Origin of the sequence: Oceanobacillus jordanicus, from assembly GCF_022095695.1 — a bacterium.
Classification (GTDB): domain Bacteria; phylum Bacillota; class Bacilli; order Bacillales; family Amphibacillaceae; genus Oceanobacillus_B; species Oceanobacillus_B jordanicus.
The window spans coordinates 41076-61902 of record NZ_JAIFZM010000019.1 but is presented as its reverse complement, the minus strand read 5'-3'; the positions used below and the strand labels follow the sequence as shown (position 1 = coordinate 61902).

The window sequence follows — 20827 nt, the reverse complement described above, 5'->3', positions numbered from 1 at the left end:
AACTAGAATAAGGTTTCGGCTAAACTCATAATAAATTCTTGTTCTCTTTCCTCATCAAGCTTCGCGGCAATCGCACGCTGAACAGCTCGCTGTGGTGGTATAATGGAGCTTAAATCACATGCATCGAGAATTGCTCGGATGGATGCCGCGTCCTCTGAAAGCTTCCCTTGAAATGCGGCCTGCACGAGATCTGCTGATAACGAGACAAACAGATCGATCATCCGCTCATCTTGTAAGCGGGTGTTGGACTTAATAAGACTTTTCAATTGTTCTCCTTCTATATAAGGAACATCAATTACAACAAATCGATTCTTTAATGCCTCGTTCAACGGCACTGTGCCGACATACCCTTCGTTGATTGCTGCAATGACACCGAAGCCTTTATTTGCAGTCACAATTTCATTCGTGAATGGGTTGGTAATTGTACGGCGATAGTCTAGTACACCATTAATTAACGGTAGTGTTTCCGGCTTCGCCATATTAATTTCGTCAATATAGAGGAACGTTCCGTTAGCCATGGAATTCATCACAGGGCCTGGGACGAACTCGATCACTTGTTTCTCCCCTTCATAGGCCAATGTCTTAAAGCCAATAAGACTCTCTGCATCCAAGTCAACTGAGCAGTTCACACTGTACATCGGCTGATGAAATAGACTCGATAGCGTCTCAGCAAATTTCGTTTTTCCCGCTCCAGTTGGTCCTTTTAACAAAATGTTTTTCCCCATACTGAGCGCTGATATTGCATCTATTAATAGATCCGCATTTGGTGGCATATAGCCTCCAGGGCGAATTAATTCACTCAAGTTATCCGTCGTTCTTTTATTTTCATCTAATAAGTCACTTATTTGTTGTGGTAAATCATAATGTGCTGTCATTGTAATACGTAACTCCTTTCCTTGTTATTGTACCTTTTTTGGTGCAGATTAGAAAAGAAAGTCACTTATAGTGGGGAAATCTGGAAAATCGTCCTTTCTTGGCTGATGGGGGATACCATGGGAGCGATGTTTGCACGCTCTCGGGTGATGTTTTCCCAAGAACAGACGATGCAAACACAGTAAAAAAGAAAAGACCCTTCCCACAAAGTGAAAAAGGCCTATATCTATGAACATATACTTCCCTTCTTAGCTCAACCTTCTTCGTTGCAATAGATTCCACGAAATGTTCGTTATGGTCAACCCCAATCATCGTTGGTTCATGCCTTTCTATTGCATCTATTAATTGCTCAATTATTAGCATATCTAGGTAGTTGGTAACCTCATCCCAAATAAATAGCGAATGATTACCAAGTAATGCATGCGCAAGGAACACTTTTTTCTGTTCTCCTGCACTCCAATTTTTACTTGAACGATCAGCAAAGCTTGAACGTTGAAAGCCCAATTGACGAAGCAGATGTAAATAGGACTCCTTTTCTTTTGCAGTTAGGTCATCAAGGATAGTAGCATAATCTACATCAAGCTGATTCTTTTGGTGTAAGACAGACAGCTTATCGGGCAAACGTATGTGATAGTCGCCTGTGATTTCAAACTTCCCGTTACCCATTATAAAGTTCAACAAGGTGGACTTGCCCACACCATTCTTTCCTGTTATAAAGAAACGATCACCTGGATATACATCTACATTAATAGGCATGAATAAAGGCTTTCCATCCTGGAGTATTGAAAAATTTCTCAAGAAGATGATTTGTTTGTGTGGCTGTTCGACCTGCATTTTTAAACCTGCAACCTCTTCCACGTTATGAATTAAACCCTGTTTATCCCTTATTTTCTCTTCGGTTCTTTTCTTAATCGCTTTTGACCGCTTCATCTGTTTAGCAGCTAGCCTTCTTCCAGCGGCATCTTTCGTGCTGTCCTCTCTCTTTTTCCCCCAAGCACCAACCCTTTTTGAAACAGTTTCTAGGCGATTAATCTCATTAAACAGCTTTTGATTCGTTTCTTCCGCTAAATTGTCCGCATTCTTTCTCTCAAGCTGCCATGTATCGATATTACCTTTCAACACTTCTACGCTCTCTTTGTTAATTGCCAGCACATGGTCAACAAATTGGTTTAAAAAATGTTGATCATGGCTAATCACGATAAATCCTTTTTTTCGATTTAAAAACTCTCCAACTACTTTTCTCCCATGCACATCTAAGTTGTTTGTCGGCTCATCAATCAATGGAAAAGAGTCATCATTTAGAAATAATCCAATCAACAATATTTTCGTCTGTTCTCCACCGCTCAATACATGGAAGCTTCTATCTAAAATCTCCGGAGGCAAATCCATATAGGATAACTCAATCTCCATTTCCCAGCGTTCAGCCATTGGACTCTCCTTAAGTAGCACTGCTTCAGTAGTAAGGCTGTCATGCGGATTTGGATAGACTGGAAAATACTTAAATTCAAGAGAGGCAATTACAGTCCCTTCATATTCTAATTGGTCCAACAGGATTTTTAATAGTGTGGTTTTACCACGACCATTTCTTCCAATCAATCCGAGCTTCCAGTCTTCATGGATGTTTACCGATACATTATTAAAAAGTGGTGAAACCATGAAGGGATATTTGAATGTCATATTTTTGACGAGTATATTTCCTGACATAATTAGTAGCTCCTTTTACATAGCATGGCAATTCTGCTAATTCAGTGGTGGTGATTACTTTTAGATGAGATAACCATTAGACAGGTACCTACTTTTGGAAAATCTTATCATAATTATTTAAAAATTCAAACCACACTATAGGGATGTTCGCTTACATAGCTGCCAAACGCTTGATTCAAAGTTAAATACCAAAGTGAAGGTTATCTCACCCTGAAATAGTACGATTAATAGCTTTGAAGAAATTAGTTTGAATGTTAATATTGTAAATAATGTAAATATAAAGAATAATTATAACAATAAACTAAAATGGGGAAGGAGCGCTTATATGAGAAAATTATTTGTATTACTTTGTTATTCTGTTGCTCTTTTACTATTCGTTACTGCTTGTAAAGACACAGGCGCTGACGACTCTATGAATTTTAAGGATTCAGCAGTAGAGCATGGTGAGGAGTTTATTAAGGAATTATATACTGTAGATGAACTTAATTTTGATTTCGAGGATACTGATTTGATGCTTGATTATTCAAATGCGTATTCAACTTATTTAACGGAAGAGGAATTTAAAGACCTTTCAGCTAAAAGGTTCTTTATCATTCCACAAGAGGTAGCAAACAAGCAAAATAGGACGATTACTGTACAGAACATTAAATTCGAAAAATACGATGAAGATCAAGAAGAAAGTGACTTAATTGATTTAGAGCAAACCTTCACTTTGATATTTAAAGACCAAGACGGAAATACAGTAGATGAAGTAGACATGAAGGGTCAAATGACAGTTGTAAATACAGAGAATAGATTAAAAATCGACCGATATTATGATGGTAAAACTCTAGTGGATATGTTATATCCCTAATGTAACATTATGAATGGCTTTGTTCCTCCTAGCATTTCTATTAATCCTGTAGGCCTTACCGCTCCCACTGGTGCTTTACACCCGTATCGCCCCCACCTTTTCCATTTTTAAAAAATGGTGAACAGGTAAACCCAGTGATTAATAAAATAGTACAGTAGAAATAACTCTGCATTTTAAAACAAATGTAAATGGGAGTGTTATTATGGGAGCTATTACTGGAACGGATTTTATTAAACGTTTAAATCAGCTGGATACTGAAATTTGGCTGGATGGAAAAAAGGTTAAGGGGGAAATTTCTGAACACCCTGCATTTAAAGGAATTCTTCAGACAAAGGCTTCCCTTTATGATATGCAACATGACCCGGAAATTAATGAGGAGATGACGTTCCATTCCCCAGAAACAGGGGATGCTGTTGGGCTTTCCTTCCTGCAACCCAGAACAAAGGATGACTTAATAAAAAGACGAAAGGCAAGTGAGCACTGGGCTAAACGTACAGGTGGATTGATTGGAAGAAGCCCCGATTACCTCAATACCGCTATAATGAGTTTCGCCTCTTCTTCTCCCTTATTAGAAGGAAGGGCAAACTGTTTTCCAGAAAATATTCAATCCCTTTATGAATTGGCGATGAAAAAAGACCTTTCATTCACCCATACATTTGTCACACCTCAAGTAAATCGTTCCGAGTCATACTTAGAATCCTCTGAGGAAGAACCGATTGTAGCCCGGGTGGTTGATAGGAATGAAGAAGGGATTGTAATCAAAGGGGCACGACTCTTAGCTACTCAAGGTGGGTTAACCGACGAAGTATTAGTTATTAGTACTCCTAAATTTTTACTAGATGAAGATGAAGCCTTTGCGTTTTCCATCCCATCAGATACGAAGGGGTTAAAATTCATTTGCAGAGAGCCGTTTGTTGGTGGGGATTCTCTTTTTAACCATCCCTTAAGCTCTCGATTCGAAGAGATGGATACCATCCTTGTTTTCGATAATGTACTCGTTCCGTGGAATCGAGTATTCTATTATGACAATGCGATTGTAGCTGCAGATTTCTCATACCAAAGCTCTTTTCACAATTTTACGACCCACCAAGTCATAACCAGACAAATTGCCAAAACGGAATTCATTTTAGGTCTGGCTGAGCTCCTTGTACAAACGATAAACGTGAGAGAATATCAACATATTCAGGAAAAACTGTCTGAGATCATTATTGGTCTAGAAACGATGAAAGCACTATTGGAAAAGTCGGAGAATGATGCGGTGTTGGATCAGTGGGGAGTCATGCGACCGGATATTGTTCCGCTTAAGGTTGCCAATAATATCTTCCCTAAAATTTATCCCCGCTTCACCGAAATTATTCAATTAGTTGGCGCTAGTGGTCTGGTTAGTCTGCCTACTGAAAATGCATTTAAATCCTCTATTCGAGCCGATCTCGATCAGTATCTTCAAGCAGCAACCAGTAACGCAGAGGATCGGGTGAAAATATTTCGGTTAGCCTGGGACCTGACAATGAGTTCATTTGGAACGAGACAAACCCAATATGAGAGGTACTTTTTTGGAGACCCAATCCGATTATCTGGCCGTCTATACAATGCATATCCACTTGATGATTATGTGAAAGAAGTTAGGAATTTTTTAGACTTGGAAAGTGAAGTAAGTAAGTCTAAAGATTAAAGGCCTCTAGCCAAGTTCTATTAGATGTCAGTAGTGGACTGCTCACAATTTGAGTTGAAAAAGTAACCAACCCAAAGGCCTGCTAGGTGTTTAATGGGTGGTTACTTTTTTTTGTGAGAGCTTTAACCCCATTCTACAGAACATATTCAATACTTTATTACATAAAAATAAGACCCCCTGCCGTAGCTGAGAGTCTTGATGCGTATATACAAAATTAACATTTTGGGAAATATACTTATTGAATCCACAATAAATGTTAGTTGTATACTATTTCTGACCATGGCTTATAAACTCTAATATTCTCATACATTTCTCTACATAAATGATTAAGCTTTTCCTTTTCTCATGAAGAGGAAGAACACGCCACTTAACAAGAGTAAAAACCCTGCTAATAAGTACTGATAGATCGTAGTGGCAGTTTCCGGTAGCTTTTGTCCTTCTTGTCCTTCTTTTCCTCCTTGTACGTCTTGCTCTTTTTGTCCGTCATCCGTACTAGGCTGCTGTTCTATTGCTTCCTGTTCAAAAACAGTATAGGTGCTAAAGTGATCGGTTTGTGCCATTACCTTTCCATCTTGCCATTCTCCGCCAATTGCTTCCCATTCTTCAAGTTCTGGGTTCAAATAAAACAGTTGCACCTCATCTTTATCATTTACCTTGTCGCTATTAACAGAAAAAGTCAGCGTCACTTTTTCGTCGAAGGTATTTAATTGTTTTTCGCCTTGTTTGATTTCAAAGTCATAGACCACACTCAATGCTTGATCAATGTCAGCTAAACGCTGTAACTGGATTGTTGCAGCCTCGGATACATTAGTGAAATTGGAGGCAGCTAGTTGCAAGCTGACATTTTTCAACTGAATAATGATCGTTATTTGATGCTCCTTCAGCCATTTTATCTGGTCAGAAGTAAAAGCGAGATTAACAGAGTCATTATGTTCAAGTAAATCTATCCACAATTCACCTTGATCAGCTAGCTGATGGAGTGAGGCTGTTTCAATCGTTGCTTCCCCATTGATAACGTCTGGTGTTACGGTAACACGAGGGCGTTTCTCTGCTTCTAGGTCTTGTGAGTCCTCCGGATCCTCGGGATCGACAGGATCTTTGGGATCTTCATGATCTTCCGGATCTTCAGGGTCTGGTGTACCTGGATCAGAAGTACCGACTGCGTTGATATGTGCAACGACATTATTATTATCATAAGTGACATTTACCTCATAATCATCTGCTGTTACATTATTAAATTTACCTTCCACCTTGTCAGCAGTCATTATCGTAATATTTGCAGCCTTGTCTATTTCATAATTAGAAAGATCCAAATTCAGATCCCCACCATCAAGGTATACCACGCCATCTACATTTAGTTGAGTTTGGTCTTTATTCATAGCAATATCTAGGCTTCCAGCTTCCATTGTTAAGTTCCCGTTTAAATTCAGAGGTTCCTCTACATTAACTAAAACAGCACCATTTTCTACATAAAGGTCACCTTCACCAAAAGCAGTCGCTGAAGTAGCTTCTAACGCTCCTTCTTGCAGTAATGTGCCTCCCGTATAACTATTATTCCCTGTCAATGTAAGTGTTCCTGTCCCTTGCTTGGTAAGCATACCACTTCCAGTTATATCATTTCTCCACCAATCTTGGGCATTAAATCTTCCTTTTGAAGCATCCATATCCACTGTTACATTGCTTAAAAACGCACCATAACCATCAGACGCTGTTACCAAATCAATTCTTCCCCAACCATTTGATTCATCTATTACAGGGTAGCCTGATTCTATTTCTGTCGTATATAACACTTCTCTACGTTGTTCATCGGTCAAATAAGGTTGGCGAGTTTCTAACAAAACTTCTGCCCCTTTAGGTACTACAGGAGCTAAACCTTTTACGCCTGTTTGAGGTAATCCGTATGTGAGCTTTTCCCGATAAAATGCTTTATTTGCTTCATGGTCTTCCCACTTTTGTTCATCGTACGCACTTTCAAACGTATAATCCTCTGTTACTGTATGTGCATATTCGTACAAACTCATTTCTTTGGATGCAGCTAATTTACCGAATACTTCTCCAGCATTGTTATATGCCTTATCCAATACTTCTTGATTTCCTGAAAGATTGTATGCATAAGCAGTCATGGCAGTAGATTGTATTCTTCCTCCTATAATATCAAGTGGAGAGTGCATACCAGTCACTATTCTATTTTCTCCCATTTGAGCTGCTCTTGTTAAAAATTCAGCATACCTTTCAGGTGTTGCGTATGCAAACCCGAATGTTGACAAATAAGATGCACTTGTATGCCCGCTTGGAAAAGCTCCGTCTTTACCTCTCCCGTCTTCCGCTATTCTTTTTACATATTCTAATGCAGGAATTATTTCCACATTCGTTTCATATTGTTGGTAATGTCTTTCCCCTGTTTCTTTTTTCCCGCCTGAAGGTAACTCTTCTACTACCTTATCGCCGCTACCGATTGTTTCCCATTCAGGTAAACCATTCTCATCTACAACTTCTATCACTTCTCCATTTGAATTCATTCTGTACGGCCTTGGAGAAGAGTAAAAGTACTTAGAAGGATTGGATGAAGAAGGATTTCTAAACCGTATTAAATGTACTAAATCCAACGCATCTGAAAGTTCAGTTCCTTCCCATTGTCCCATTCCTTGGCTTTGGTCTTCAACAGTCGTTTCTTCCAATATCTTATTCATGTCCTCAGTTGATCTTACTACACTTGTGGTCGGATTAACGATATCTACATAGGTATTAGCCAAAGGCCCATAAGCTTCCATCATACTATATATCTTATCTCTTTGATCATCATAATAGGCCGCTAACGCCTCTTCATCTGTTCTGTTTTTGGTAACATCTTCAACATATTTAATATTAGCTTTCCAAGTCTCTGGATCTCTGATTTCTACGTTAGCATATGTATTCTTATCTGCTACTACTTTTGTCTTATCATTTTTATATCCATCAAAATAAACGGTGGGTCCGTCACCATAGTTAGCAACTTCCCCATTTGCACCTGGTATAGTTAACGCTGTTCCGTCTCTCCAATCTGATTGATTCATAGACCATACTTGATCAAACCCATCTAAAATACTTATAAAAGGATTAGTCGCAGCTATATTCTTTAATTGTGAATCATTGGCATTTCCACCATTATCCACTGCTGGTAATGGTTGCTCAACGTTAGGAGGATCTGTATTTACGTTTTCAGTAGTTCCTTGTGGTTTTGAGGGTTTATCTGAATATTGACTAGCAGCCTGAACAGGAAGCTCAAAATTTGTCATAATTAGCATTGCAAGTAGTAATATTATCGACGCTTTTTTCATGAATTTCATACTTTTTTATTTCCCCTTTTCTGCTGCATTTTAGAATAACTAACTAAACCTCACTAGTTACACTTTAAGGACAGTATGTTAAATGAATGTAGGGAAACTGTTAAAACTTCGTTAATTTTATGTAGAAGAGCAGAGAAGTATGACGAAAATTACGGGTTCAGTTGTAGTCGAAGCAGGCATGGATCCTAACAAAGAATATTTCATTACTAACCATGAAAACGTCAAAATGCTATTACTATGATAAGTGGGGAAAGTGATGGAATACTCATGTTACCGATGAAGCGAAGGAGAAAACATCCGAGATTTTCCCAAATTAGCCCAGGGTATTCAATCCCAAAGTTGGACAGAAAAAAAGACTCTTTCCACATAAGTGAAAAGAGCCTTGAAACGTAAATATAAAATTAACGTTTTGAGAACTGTGGTGCACGACGAGCGCCTTTAAGACCGTATTTCTTACGTTCTTTCATACGAGCGTCACGAGTTAGGTAGCCTTCTGATTTAAGAGATCCGCGGTATTCTGGATCTGCTTCAAGAAGTGCGCGAGCGATACCGTGGCGGATTGCTCCTGCTTGTCCTGTGAATCCTCCACCATGAACGTTTACTAAAACATCATAAGTTCCTTGAGTTTCAGTAGCAGCTAGTGGTTGGTTCAAGATTAAAAGCTGAGTATCGTATGGGAAATAGTCTTTCGCTTCACGACCATTAATAGTTACATTACCTGTACCTGGTACTAAGCGTACACGTGCAGTTGATTTTTTTCGACGACCTGTGCCGTAGTATTGTACTTGTGCCATTTGATTAACCTCCTTTTAATTACCCGCGAAGTTCGTAAACTTCAGGTTGTTGTGCTTGGTGATTGTGCTCAGCGCCTCTGAATACGTGCAATTTCTTACCCATTTTACGGCCTAGAGAACCTTTTGGAAGCATTCCTTTGACTGCAAGCTCAAGCATTTGCTCAGGGTATTTTGTACGCATTTCATATGCATTACGTTCTTTCAATCCACCTGGGTGGTTTGAGTGACGGTAGTAGATCTTGTCATTGATTTTGTTACCAGTTAGTTCGATTTTCTCTGCGTTAATGATGATTACATTATCGCCAGTGTCAGCGTGTGGTGTGTAAGTTGCTTTATGCTTTCCGCGAAGGATTGCAGCAACCTCACTAGCTAAGCGACCAAGACGTTGGCCTTCAGCATCCACAACAAGCCATTTGCGTTCGATATTAGATTCATTCGCCATGAAAGTTGTGCGCATGATTGTTCCCTCCATAATTAAAAATTCATTTTAAAATTCGTTTCGCTATTTCTATATTCAACACAATTAGATTCCGGGGCTAATCGTGGTTTCAGAAATAAATTGCCATAGATCATAATACACCAAAGTATAGGGATTTGTCAAGGGGATGAGCAAATGATTTGCGTAAATCCTCTATTTACATTATGAAGGCTCCTCTTCATAGACAACATTCCACAAATAAAGCCCCTGTGGTGGAATCGTTTCGCCCACAAGCTGACGATCTTTCTGTTTCAGCAAGTCATTTATGTCTTCGGGGTTACGCCGCCCCTGTCCAACATCTAGGAGCACTCCAACAATGATGCGCACCATATTATATAAAAAGCCGCTCCCTCGAAAAATAAATTCCAGCTCTGTCCCCTGCTGTTCGCAGCTTACCTGAAATAGGGTTCTTTCCTTACTCCCCTTCGTCGTTGCTTTCGCAGATGAAAAGGTTGTAAAATCATGTGTCCCTTCCAGGTAAGTGCACGCCTCTTTTATTTTCGAGACATTAAGTACGTAGGGGAAATGATAGCTATAATGACGTTTAAACACATCAGGCTCTTTTTCGTTTGTTACGTAATAGCGATATTCTTTTTCGACTACATCATAGCGAGCATGAAATGTTTCCGAGACTTCTGTTACGTCCTTAATATAAAGATCACCCGGCAATAAAGTATTTAGCGCAAGCTTCCAGTTCCCTGTTGGAATCGTATAAGGGGAGTCAAAATGGATTTTTTGCCCTTTTGCATGCACGCCAGTGTCAGTCCGGCCAGATGCCTGGATCCGAATGTCGCTACCCTTATGCATTTTCTTCAACGCTCTTTCCAGCTCACCTTGGATTGTTCGCTTTTTGGGTTGTATTTGGAAACCGGAAAACTGGGACCCATCGTAATAAATGGTACATCGTAGTCTTACCATCGTGTTTCAGCCTTTCCTTAATAGCCTCTTGTTAGCAGCAGACCTGCAATGACAGCGATAAATAGTAGATAAACGGCGATATCACGTGCGTTTATCTTTAATTCTCTTAATTTCGTACGTCCCTCTCCACCTTTATACCCACGAGCTTCCATCGCCATAGCCAGCTCTTCCGCCCGCTTAAAGGCACTAACAAACAAAGGAATCAGCAATGGAACCACCGCTTTTGCTCGATCTTTGATAGAACCTGTCCGAAAGTCAACTCCGCGTGAGGCCTGAGCTTTGGAGATTTTTTCTGTTTCCTGCATAAGTGTTGGGATAAACCGAAGAGAAATAGACATCATCAGTGCAAGCTCATGAACAGGGAACTTCACTTTCTTTAATGGATGCAGCATATCCTCAATAGCATCGGTAATCTCAATTGGTGTTGTGGTTAAAGTTAAAAGAGATGTAATGAGAATAAGCAAGAAGAACCGCAATGAGATAGCAATCCCTTGAAATACTCCACCAGAATAAATCTGAAAGGAGTATATCTCCAGCCATACGGTGCCTTCCTTCGTTACAATGATATGCAAGATGAACGTGAAGACAATCAGGAACCATACAGGTGTCAGCCCCTTCATGATAAATCGTATGGGTACACGAGAGGTCACCATACTGGCCAGTGCAAACAACGCTAGAATACTATAACTCACTACATTATTGGCTAAAAATACAATGAATACAAAAAAGAAAATAAGTGTAATTTTAGTTCTTGGGTCTAATTTATGAACAAGGGAGTTTCCTGGTACATATTGTCCGATGATCAGGGTGTTATTCATCTATTCTTCCCCCTTGCACGACACGACGGATGTCCTCAGCCATTTCATCAACCGTCTGACCTTTAAAAGGCAGAGAGTACTTAAATCTCTTTTCAAACTTACTTAGGAATGCAACACTCTCTGGTACATCTAATTGCACCTTATGCAATGCATCCTTTTGGGTGAAAACTTCAACAGGGTTTCCCTCCATATACTTTTTCCCTTTGTTCATAATCAACACGTGGTCAGCATATTTCAGTGCATCCTCCATACTATGGGTAACGAGAATGGTAGTAAGCCCCTGTCTTTTATGAAGCTCGTAAAACATTTGCAAAATCTCTTTTTGACCTCGAGGGTCTAAACCTGCCGTAGGTTCATCCAAAACAAGTACTTCTGGCTGTACAGCCATAACACCTGCAATCGCAACTCTACGCATTTGCCCACCACTCAAGTCAAATGGAGAACGCTCTAATATATCCTCAGATAATCCAACAGCTGGAATGATGTCTCGAATTCGCTCCTCGATTACAGCTTTCTCGACACCGAAATTTTCTGGACCAAAGGCGATATCTTTTACAACGGTTTCCTCGAATAGCTGGTGCTCGGGATATTGGAATACGACACCTACTTTGCTACGCAGTTCTCGCATGTTCTTCGGCTTCTCTTTTGCTTTTAGGTGAAAATCACCAATCGTTACCTCGCCTCTTGAAGGCATGGCAAGACCATTTAAATGCTGGATCAGGGTCGATTTACCGGAACCTGTATGACCGATGACAGCTACAAAGGAACCAGATGGGATATGAAAATTTAAATCCTCAATCGCCTTATGAGCGAAGGGGCTATTTTCTTGATATATATAGCTTACGTTGTTGAATGTAATGTCCATAATTCCTCCAGCAGCTCTTCATGGTTTAATGGTTCCTTTGTTAAAGCTAGTCCCTTTACCTGCAACTCATCAGCCAAAATGGCGACAAATGGCACATCAAGCCCGATTTCTCGAAGTGCATGTTTTTTAGCAAAGATTTCTCTAGGTGTGGCTTCATCCCAAATCTCTCCATGGTTCATGACGATAACGCGATCTGACTGCACGACTTCATGTAAGTCATGGGTTATCGTGATGAGAGATAGATTATTTTTTTCTTGCACTTGATTTAATGTGTTCATAATTTCCGTTCTACCTTTAGGGTCAAGCATCGCTGTCGCTTCATCTAATATCAGGACTTTTGGGGAGACTGCCAGTACACCTGCGATGGCGACACGCTGTTTTTGACCACCTGAAAGCCGGTGTGGCTCTGTTAAATGGTAATCCTGCATTCCCACGGCTGTTAAGGATTCCTCAATACGGGCTATCATTTCTTCTCTTGGAATACCTCTATTTTCCATCCCGAAGGCTACATCATCCTGGACGGTGGTACCCACGAACTGATTGTCAGGATTCTGAAAAACCATCCCTACATCTTTTCTAATATCCCAGATTGTCTCCTCTGTTACAGGTTTTCCAGCTATTAAAATCTCGCCTTCTTGAGGAAACAGTAAGCCATTAATTAGCTTTGCTATTGTGGATTTACCACTTCCATTATGGCCAATGATAGCAATCGATTCATCTTCATAGATTTCAAACGAACAGTTTTTCAAGACCCAGGGGTGCTCTTCTCTATATCGAAAGGATACATTTCTAAACTCTATTAGCTTCTCTCTCATTCTAATGCCTCCTCTAGCTCTTCTCTCCCCCTGAGGTGTGTTTGTGTAGGGGCAATGGGTTAAATAATGTTCAGAAGGGCGTTAAAAACGCTTCTGTGAGGTTTATACTCTATGATGTTTCTTCCGTCTAGTTGGATACAAGGCATAGTAGGCTCAAACACTCCACAAGCAACATTAGCCAGCACTAGAGTGTTACAAGCCCACTACCTTTTTAAATTACAAAAAAAGGGCTTGGCTTCACCTCATGAAGAGATTCAGTCCTGCCCTCGACGCCTTTTTGTAAAATTAAACTAATTCTACAATTGCCATTTTTGCTCCATCACCTTGGCGTTCACCTAATTTAAGAACGCGTGTGTATCCACCTTGACGGTCTTCATAGCGTGCAGCAACGTCATTGAAAAGTTTTTGAACAACACTTTCATTTTCGTTAGCTTCTTTGTTATACAAGAATGCTGCAGCTTGACGACGTGAATGAAGATCACCACGTTTTCCAAGCGTAATCATTTTATCTACTACAGATTTAAGCTCTTTCGCTTTTGCTTCTGTTGTTTCAATCCGTTCATGAATAATCAAATCAGATGCAAGATTACGAAGTAGAGCCATACGAGAATCTGTTGTACGACCTAGTTTTCTAGCCATGGACTATCCCTCCCTTTCTTGATGACTACAGACTAAATTTAAAAATGCGAAAAACCGCAAAGAAAACCTGCGATACCTATTCTTCCTAACCTGCGTATGTCCCGGTTATCGGGACCAGGTTAAATGGGAATAGGAATGCTGGTAAAAACAATGATCAATCGTCATCACGTAAGCCTAAGCCAAGATCAATTAGTTTTACTTTTACTTCTTCTAATGATTTACGACCTAAGTTACGAACTTTCATCATGTCTTCTTCCGATTTGTTTGCAAGTTCTTGAACCGTGTTAATTCCAGCACGTTTCAAGCAGTTATAGGATCTGACAGAAAGATCAAGCTCTTCGATTGTCATTTCCATTACTTTTTCTTTCTGGTCTTCTTCTTTTTCTACCATGATTTCGGCCTTTTTGGCTTCATCAGTTAAACCAACGAAAATATTAAGATGCTCAGTGAAAACTTTAGCTCCAAGAGAAACTGCTTCCTCTGGGCGAATGCTTCCATCTGTAGAGACATCCAACGTTAGTTTATCAAAATTAGCTACTTGCCCTACACGTGTATTCTCAACTTGATAGGTCACACGGGAAACGGGAGTAAAAATAGAATCGATTGGCACAACACCAATAGGTTGGTCATCTTTTTTATTCGCTTCAGCCGGACGGTATCCGCGACCACGTTCTGCGGTGATTTTCATACGCAAATTACCTTTGCTGTTCAATGTAGCAATAGGTAGTTCCGGATTTAATACTTCCACATCACTATCGTATGTCAGATCAGCGGCCGTAACTTTCCCTTCCCCCTGTACATCCACTTCTAAAACCTTTTCTTCATCAGAATAGATTTTCAAAGCTAGTTTTTTCAAGTTCAAAATGATAGACGTTACGTCTTCAACAACACCATCAATTGTTGAAAATTCATGAAGCGCCCCATCAAACTGAACGGATGTAACAGCAGCACCTGGAAGTGAGGATAGTAGGATACGACGCAAGGAGTTTCCTAGAGTGGTACCATATCCACGTTCAAGCGGTTCGACTACGAATTTACCAAACGTAGCATCCTCGCTGACTTCTACCGTCTCAATTTTTGGTTTTTCAATTTCGATCATTCAATAAAACCCTCCTTTAAAACGTCGAAACCCCGGTTAGACACCGCGTCTAACCGAAATTCCTCAAATAGGCAGTTGGCGTTTCTGCACTACCTGCAATACTTTCGTACTTCTTGTCTCTCGAATGCTGTATGGTAAAGGGCGGACCTTTACATTTTTAGCTATCATAACCCATTATAGACAGGGTGACAAATTCTATACGGTATAATTATACGCGACGACGTTTTGGTGGGCGACAGCCATTGTGTGGAACAGGAGTTACATCAACAATTGCTGTTACTTCCAGACCAGCTGCTTGAAGAGAACGAATCGCTGCTTCACGGCCAGCCCCAGGTCCTTTAACTGTTACTTCTAGAGTTTTCATTCCATTATCTACAGCAGATTTCGCTGCAGTTTCTGCTGCCATTTGAGCAGCAAATGGAGTAGACTTACGAGATCCTTTGAATCCTAATGATCCAGCAGAGCTCCAGCCAATCGCATTACCTTGCGCATCTGTAATTGTAACAATTGTGTTGTTAAAAGTAGAACGGATATGTGCAATACCGGTTTCTATATTCTTTTTCACACGACGTTTACGTGTATTAGTTTTACGTGCCATTAATTAGCTTACCTCCTTCACGTTATTTTTTCTTGCCTGCAACTGCTCGACGAGGTCCTTTACGAGTACGTGAATTGTTCTTAGTTTTTTGTCCACGAACTGGCAACCCACGACGGTGACGAACACCTCTGTAAGAACCAATCTCGATTAGACGTTTGATGTTAAGGGAAATTTCACGACGAAGGTCCCCTTCGGTTGTATAAACATCGATTACTTTACGGATTTTACCAAGCTCATCTTCTGTTAGATCGCGTACACGAGTGTCTTCTGAAACGCCTGCTTCTTTAAGGACTTTCTCTGCGGTCACTTTGCCAATTCCATAAATGTAAGTCAATGAAATTACTACACGTTTGTCACGTGGAATATCAATACCTGCAATACGTGCCATAAGATTGTAACACCTCCTATTAGTTTAGCCTTGTTTTTGCTTGTGTTTCGGGTTCTCGCAAATAACCATAACTTTACCTTTACGTTTGATTACTTTGCATTTTTCACAAATTGGTTTAACAGATGCTCTTACTTTCATCTCATCTTTTCCTCCTTTTATATCGGAGCTCGCTTATTTATAACGGTACGTAATTCGTCCTCTAGTTAAATCATACGGAGAAAGTTCAACCGTTACTTTATCACCTGGCAGAATGCGGATGAAATGCATACGAATCTTGCCTGAGACATGGGCCAAAACTGTATGGCCATTTTCAAGCTCTACATTAAACATCGCATTCGGCAATGTATCGGTTACGGTACCTTCAACTTCAATTACATCGTCTTTCGCCATCGTGTTGATCTCCCTTCTTCAAATCAGTCACAACTTCATTGATAAATTTAGCTATGGCAAACCGTAGCTTACCATTTGTGACACGACCAGTTTCTAGAAGGCTTTTCTGGACTTCAGGAGAAATGTAGTCCATAACTTCAATATGATGCAAGTTCTTTTTCTTTGGTCGATCATATTTACGTTTTTCCCCATCTGCAAGCAAGACATACCGATCTTCAAGTAATTTTATGATAACCGCATATTGTCCTGCTTCCCGTCCCTGCATAATACGAACAACTTGACCTATTAGCGGAATCGAATCATCTTCGTTCAACAACGATCACCTTCACTTAGGCTATAGTTTATACTGCCACCCTACTAAATAGGGGTTATCGCTTATCCAATCCTGTGTCACTTAACTTGAAGCAATGCACGTTCAAATGTGATTACTCCATTTTATTATAACTTTTCATCCAACGGAATGCATCCGTTGGCTATACAACAGTTATAATAAAAGATTATTTATCAATCTTGTTTTGAATATCTTCAAAAACCTGATCAATATCTTGGTCACCGTTAACAGATACTAAGTATCCTTTGTCCTCGTAAAAGTCCAATAACGGTTGAGTTTGCTTTATATTAACTGCCAAACGGTTCTTCACTGTTTCGGCCTGATCATCTTCTCGCTGAATTAACTTGGAACCATCTTTATCACAAATTCCTTCAACCTTTGGCGGGTTGTAAAGAACGTGATAAGTAGCTCCACATGTCGGACAAATTCTACGACCCGTTAGACGCTCCACTAATTTTTCTTTTGGTACATCTACATGCAGTACATAGTCAATGGATTGATTTAAATCGGAAAGAAGATCTTGTAAAGCCTCTGCTTGGGCAATGGTTCTTGGAAATCCATCCAATAAGAAACCTTCCTTACAGTCTGCTTTGCTTAAACGTTCTTTCACAATCCCGATTGTTACTTCATCCGGAACAAGCTCACCTTGATCCATATATTCTTTAGCTTTCTTTCCAAGGTCTGTACCCTCTTTTATAGCTAATCGGAACATATCTCCTGTTGAAATATGAGGGATGTTATATTTTTCGTTTATCTTTTCGGCCTGAGTACCTTTGCCGGCACCAGGAAGACCCATTAAAATCAAATTCAACAAATTTCCCCTCACTCTCATTGGCAGCAGGATCCTACTTGATAAAACCTTTGTAGTGTCGTTTAACCAACTGACTTTCCAGCTGTTTCATTGTCTGTAATGCTACTCCAACAACAATCAGTAAGCTTGTGCCACCAATTTGAACTGCGGTAGGTAATCCCGCAAGCCCACCCAATAGGATAGGGAGCACAGATACAGCCGCCAGGAAGAGAGCACCGACAAAGGTTAAACGGTACATCACACGTGTTAAATACGTTTCAGTATTTTTACCAGGTCGGATACCTGGAATATAACCGCCTTGTTTCTGTAAATTCTCAGCCATTTGTTCAGGATTAACCTGTACGAACGTATAGAAATATGTGAAAGCAATAATAAGCGCTACATATAAAACCATACCAATTGGCTTTGTATAGTCAAAAATCGTTGTGATCGTTGATGCGATTTGGCTTCCTTCAAAGAAGTTAGCCACCGTACTTGGTGCAACCATAAATGCTATCGCAAAGATTACCGGGATAACTCCTGCAGCATTTACTTTTAACGGTAAATGTGTGGAATGTCCGCCAACCGGAGAGCGATTAACAAGTTTTTTTGCATATTGGATTGGTATTTTACGAAGTGCCTGCTGGATGAAGATAACTCCAACCACTACAGCCACAACTACCAAAGCAATCAAGGCAACAATTACAATGTTGATAAACAATTCATCACCAGGATTAACAAAATACTGACTGTAAAGTTGTTGAATCCCGTTTGGAACTGCGGCTACGATACCCGCAAAGATAATAATTGAAATCCCATTTCCTACACCATTTGCTGTAATCTGTTCTCCCAACCACATTAAAAATGCAGTTCCACTTGTGAGAACAATCGCAATCACGAGGAATGTTAATACACCTGGATCGGTAATCAGCATACCTTGAGCCATAGCGTTAAAACCTATGGACATTGCAATCGCCTGAATGAATGCAAGAACGATCGTACCATAACGCGTAATCTGTGCCAACTTCTTACGTCCCGCATCACCTTGTTTCTTCCACTCGGCAAATTTAGGAACAACATCCATTTGCAATAGCTGCATAATAATGGACGCTGTAATGTATGGCATGATCCCCATGGCAAAAATGGAGAAGTTTTGTAGGGCTCCTCCACCAAATGTGTTCAGGAATCCAAATACATTTTGTGAGTTCATGAAATCAATTGCTTGCTTATCTGTATAAGGCACAGGAATAAATGTGCCTAGACGGAAGACAACCAACATCAACAAAGTGAAGATTATTTTCCGTCTAATGTCACCTACGCGCATAAAATTGGAGATTGTACGGAACATTAAATCACCTCGGTTTTACCGCCCGCTGCCTCTATTGCTTCAATTGCTGAAGCAGAGAACTTATGAGCTTTTACTGTAAGTTTTTTTTCGATAGCACCTTTGCCAAGTACTTTAATACCAGCATTAAGCTTGCTTACGACACCTTCTTCAAGTAATAGCTCAGGTGTAATTTCTGTGCCGTCTTCAAAACGATTTAGCGCATCTAAGTTCACAATAGTAAATTCTTTACGGTGAATGTTTGTAAATCCACGTTTAGGTAAACGTTGGAATAAAGGCATTTGACCACCTTCAAAGCCCGGACGAGTACCGCCGCCTGAACGTGCTTTTTGACCTTTATGTCCACGGCCGGAAGTTTTTCCGTTACCAGATGACATACCACGACCTACACGGTTACGATTTGTGCGTGTTCCTTCTGATGGCTTCAATTCATGAAGTTTCATTCGAGCACCTCCTCTTTACGCAATTATATAATTAAAGTTCTTTAACCGCTACTAGATGAGATACTTTGTTAACCATACCGCGAACGGCATCAGTATCTTCACGTACTACGGATTGACGAATCTTTCTAAGTCCTAATGCTTGAACAGTTTTCTTTTGTACATCTGATCCACCGATAACACTACGCGTGAGGGTGATTTCTAATTTTTTAGACATAACAGTTCCCTCCTTATCCTAACAGTTCTTCCACAGACTTTCCACGTAGTTTTGCTACGTCTTCTGCGCGCTTCAAGTTTGTTAAACCGTTTAATGTTGCACGAATCATGTTAATTGGTGTATTTGAACCAAGTGATTTTGTTAAAATATCACCAACACCCGCAAGTTCAAGGATGGCACGAACCGGTCCACCAGAGATAACTCCAGTACCCTCTGCTGCAGGTTTCATCAATACATTACCAGAACCAAAACGTCCATTGATTTGATGAGGAATAGTAGTTCCGACGATCGGTACTGTAATCAGATTTTTCTTCGCATCATCAACTGCTTTTTTAATTGCTTCTGGTACTTCTTGTGCTTTACCTGTACCAAATCCTACATGGCCATTTTTATCACCGACAACTACTAAAGCAGCAAAGCGGAAACGACGTCCACCTTTAACTACTTTTGCAACACGGTTGACCGTAACAACACGTTCTTCAAGATCTAATTTGTTCGGATCGATGTTTGACATCATGTATGTCCCTCCTTTATCGATTAAAATTCAAGACCTGCCTCACGGGCAGCATCTGCTAATGCTTTTACACGTCCATGATAAAGGTAGCCTCCGCGATCGAATACAACCGATTTGTAACCTTTATCTTGGGCACGTTTCGCGATAGTTTCTCCGACTTTCACGGCAGCGTCAAGGTTGCCAGTAGCTTCTACTTTTAACTCGTTATCTTTAGTTGAAGCACTTGCAACTGTTACACCATTATTGTCATCAATTAACTGTGCATAGATGTGTTTATTTGAACGATATACGTTAAGACGTGGGCGTTGCTCCGTACCAGAAATGTTTTTTCTTACACGTGCATGCCTTCTTTTACGTACAATATTTTTGTCAGGCTTTGTGATCATTTAGGTCACTCCTTTCTGCTCCCTAACTAGTCTTACTTAGCAGTTTTACCTTCTTTACGACGTACATATTCACCTTCGTAGCGAATACCTTTTCCTTTATAAGGCTCAGGTGGTCTGATTGCTCTAATATTGGAAGCAACTGCACCAACAAGCTCCTTATCAATTCCTTTAACAATTACTTGCGTGTTTTTAGGAACGTCAATTTCAATGCCGTCAATTGGATCAAGTTCAACTGGGTGTGAGTAACCAGCGTTAATCACAACTTTGTCTCCTTGTTTCATTGCACGGTAACCAACCCCGATGATTTCAAGGGATTTTTCGAATCCTTTGCTTACACCTTCAACCATGTTGTTGATTAAACTACGAGTAGTTCCGTGCAGGGCACGATGGTCTTTGTGGTCACTTGGACGTGCAATTGTAACAACATTATCTTCAATATTAATATTCATATCCTGGTGTACGTTTCTTGTTAACTCACCTTTAGGTCCTTTCACAGACACTGTAGTTCCGTTAAGTTTAACTTCTACACCTTGTGGAATTTCAATCGGCTTAAGTCCTATACGAGACATTCCAT

General features: G+C 40.1%; 25 protein-coding genes. 2 read left to right on the top strand and 23 right to left on the bottom strand.

From position 1 onward, the window contains the following. Nucleotides 1-2 precede the first annotated feature (2 nt). Nucleotides 3-875 carry an ATP-binding protein gene (locus K3T81_RS17300; RefSeq protein ID WP_036578606.1) on the bottom strand — a complete coding sequence of 291 codons (873 nt, stop codon included), beginning with the start codon at nucleotides 873-875 and terminating at the stop codon, nucleotides 3-5. Nucleotides 876-936: 61 nt separating this feature from the next. After that, entirely contained in the window at nucleotides 937-2577 is a 1641-nt protein-coding gene (locus tag K3T81_RS17295; protein WP_238021203.1) for an ATP-binding cassette domain-containing protein, read from the bottom strand. Nucleotides 2578-2902: 325 nt separating this feature from the next. On the opposite strand from K3T81_RS17295, the gene K3T81_RS17290 reads away from it, so the two are divergent. Continuing rightward, nucleotides 2903-3430: a hypothetical protein gene (locus K3T81_RS17290; protein WP_238021195.1), complete on the top strand. Its 528-nt coding sequence runs from the start codon at nucleotides 2903-2905 to the stop codon at nucleotides 3428-3430. A 202-nt stretch (nucleotides 3431-3632) separates the two neighbouring features. Then, a complete protein-coding gene (gene hpaB, locus K3T81_RS17285) occupies nucleotides 3633-5102 on the top strand; it encodes a 4-hydroxyphenylacetate 3-monooxygenase, oxygenase component (RefSeq protein ID WP_238021193.1) in 1470 nt (489 codons plus the stop codon). A gap of 326 nt (nucleotides 5103-5428) precedes the next feature. On the opposite strand, the gene K3T81_RS17280 is transcribed toward hpaB, so the two are convergent. From K3T81_RS17280 to rplF, 21 genes are all read right to left on the bottom strand, one after another. Then, nucleotides 5429-8428, bottom strand: coding sequence for a phosphatase PAP2 family protein (locus tag K3T81_RS17280; RefSeq protein WP_238021185.1), 3000 nt, complete (start codon nucleotides 8426-8428; stop codon nucleotides 5429-5431). 401 nt (nucleotides 8429-8829) lie between these two features. Beyond that, nucleotides 8830-9222, bottom strand: coding sequence for a 30S ribosomal protein S9 (gene rpsI, locus K3T81_RS17275; protein WP_036578626.1), 393 nt, complete (start codon nucleotides 9220-9222; stop codon nucleotides 8830-8832). A 19-nt stretch (nucleotides 9223-9241) separates the two neighbouring features. Next, complete coding sequence (rplM, locus tag K3T81_RS17270) at nucleotides 9242-9679, bottom strand: 50S ribosomal protein L13 (RefSeq protein WP_036578627.1); 438 nt, start codon at nucleotides 9677-9679, stop codon at nucleotides 9242-9244. 183 nt (nucleotides 9680-9862) lie between these two features. Continuing rightward, nucleotides 9863-10618, bottom strand: coding sequence for a tRNA pseudouridine(38-40) synthase TruA (gene truA, locus K3T81_RS17265; RefSeq protein WP_238021178.1), 756 nt, complete (start codon nucleotides 10616-10618; stop codon nucleotides 9863-9865). Between the two features lie 17 nt (nucleotides 10619-10635). After that, nucleotides 10636-11436 (bottom strand): energy-coupling factor transporter transmembrane component T family protein, encoded by an 801-nt coding sequence (locus tag K3T81_RS17260; RefSeq protein ID WP_238021150.1) that lies wholly within the window; start codon nucleotides 11434-11436, stop codon nucleotides 10636-10638. Next, a complete protein-coding gene (locus K3T81_RS17255; RefSeq protein WP_238021148.1) occupies nucleotides 11429-12301 on the bottom strand; it encodes an energy-coupling factor ABC transporter ATP-binding protein in 873 nt (290 codons plus the stop codon). The genes K3T81_RS17260 and K3T81_RS17255 overlap by 8 nt, the downstream gene beginning before the upstream one ends. Then, nucleotides 12277-13116: an energy-coupling factor ABC transporter ATP-binding protein gene (locus K3T81_RS17250; RefSeq protein ID WP_238021138.1), complete on the bottom strand. Its 840-nt coding sequence runs from the start codon at nucleotides 13114-13116 to the stop codon at nucleotides 12277-12279. Before K3T81_RS17250 ends, K3T81_RS17255 begins: the two co-directional genes overlap by 25 nt. 285 nt (nucleotides 13117-13401) lie before the next feature. After that, nucleotides 13402-13755: a 50S ribosomal protein L17 gene (gene rplQ / locus K3T81_RS17245; protein WP_036578635.1), complete on the bottom strand. Its 354-nt coding sequence runs from the start codon at nucleotides 13753-13755 to the stop codon at nucleotides 13402-13404. 154 nt (nucleotides 13756-13909) lie between these two features. After that, a complete protein-coding gene (locus tag K3T81_RS17240) occupies nucleotides 13910-14854 on the bottom strand; it encodes a DNA-directed RNA polymerase subunit alpha (RefSeq protein WP_036578636.1) in 945 nt (314 codons plus the stop codon). A gap of 208 nt (nucleotides 14855-15062) precedes the next feature. Further along, complete coding sequence (gene rpsK / locus K3T81_RS17235) at nucleotides 15063-15452, bottom strand: 30S ribosomal protein S11 (protein WP_036578637.1); 390 nt, start codon at nucleotides 15450-15452, stop codon at nucleotides 15063-15065. Nucleotides 15453-15474: 22 nt separating this feature from the next. Next, the gene (rpsM, locus tag K3T81_RS17230; RefSeq protein ID WP_036578638.1) at nucleotides 15475-15840 is read right to left on the bottom strand and encodes a 30S ribosomal protein S13; all 366 of its coding nucleotides are present in this window, start codon (nucleotides 15838-15840) and stop codon (nucleotides 15475-15477) included. Nucleotides 15841-15864: 24 nt separating this feature from the next. Continuing rightward, the gene (rpmJ, locus tag K3T81_RS17225) at nucleotides 15865-15978 is read right to left on the bottom strand and encodes a 50S ribosomal protein L36 (RefSeq protein WP_010095733.1); all 114 of its coding nucleotides are present in this window, start codon (nucleotides 15976-15978) and stop codon (nucleotides 15865-15867) included. A gap of 33 nt (nucleotides 15979-16011) precedes the next feature. Next, on the bottom strand, nucleotides 16012-16230 hold the full coding sequence (infA, locus tag K3T81_RS17220) for a translation initiation factor IF-1 (protein WP_036578640.1): 219 nt from the start codon (nucleotides 16228-16230) through the stop codon (nucleotides 16012-16014). Beyond that, nucleotides 16208-16543: a KOW domain-containing RNA-binding protein gene (locus K3T81_RS17215; protein WP_036578642.1), complete on the bottom strand. Its 336-nt coding sequence runs from the start codon at nucleotides 16541-16543 to the stop codon at nucleotides 16208-16210. Before K3T81_RS17215 ends, infA begins: the two co-directional genes overlap by 23 nt. A gap of 184 nt (nucleotides 16544-16727) precedes the next feature. Continuing rightward, nucleotides 16728-17372: an adenylate kinase gene (locus K3T81_RS17210; RefSeq protein WP_106895425.1), complete on the bottom strand. Its 645-nt coding sequence runs from the start codon at nucleotides 17370-17372 to the stop codon at nucleotides 16728-16730. Between the two features lie 34 nt (nucleotides 17373-17406). After that, complete coding sequence (secY, locus tag K3T81_RS17205; RefSeq protein WP_106895424.1) at nucleotides 17407-18699, bottom strand: preprotein translocase subunit SecY; 1293 nt, start codon at nucleotides 18697-18699, stop codon at nucleotides 17407-17409. Beyond that, the gene (gene rplO / locus K3T81_RS17200) at nucleotides 18699-19139 is read right to left on the bottom strand and encodes a 50S ribosomal protein L15 (protein WP_036578646.1); all 441 of its coding nucleotides are present in this window, start codon (nucleotides 19137-19139) and stop codon (nucleotides 18699-18701) included. Before rplO ends, secY begins: the two co-directional genes overlap by 1 nt. Nucleotides 19140-19170: 31 nt before the next feature. Beyond that, the gene (gene rpmD, locus K3T81_RS17195; protein ID WP_036578647.1) at nucleotides 19171-19353 is read right to left on the bottom strand and encodes a 50S ribosomal protein L30; all 183 of its coding nucleotides are present in this window, start codon (nucleotides 19351-19353) and stop codon (nucleotides 19171-19173) included. Nucleotides 19354-19366: 13 nt separating this feature from the next. Next, a complete protein-coding gene (rpsE, locus tag K3T81_RS17190; protein WP_036578733.1) occupies nucleotides 19367-19867 on the bottom strand; it encodes a 30S ribosomal protein S5 in 501 nt (166 codons plus the stop codon). Nucleotides 19868-19890: 23 nt separating this feature from the next. Further along, nucleotides 19891-20253 (bottom strand): 50S ribosomal protein L18, encoded by a 363-nt coding sequence (gene rplR, locus K3T81_RS17185; RefSeq protein ID WP_106895423.1) that lies wholly within the window; start codon nucleotides 20251-20253, stop codon nucleotides 19891-19893. Between the two features lie 32 nt (nucleotides 20254-20285). Continuing rightward, complete coding sequence (rplF, locus tag K3T81_RS17180) at nucleotides 20286-20822, bottom strand: 50S ribosomal protein L6 (RefSeq protein ID WP_106895422.1); 537 nt, start codon at nucleotides 20820-20822, stop codon at nucleotides 20286-20288. Between the last annotated feature and the right edge of the window lie 5 nt (nucleotides 20823-20827).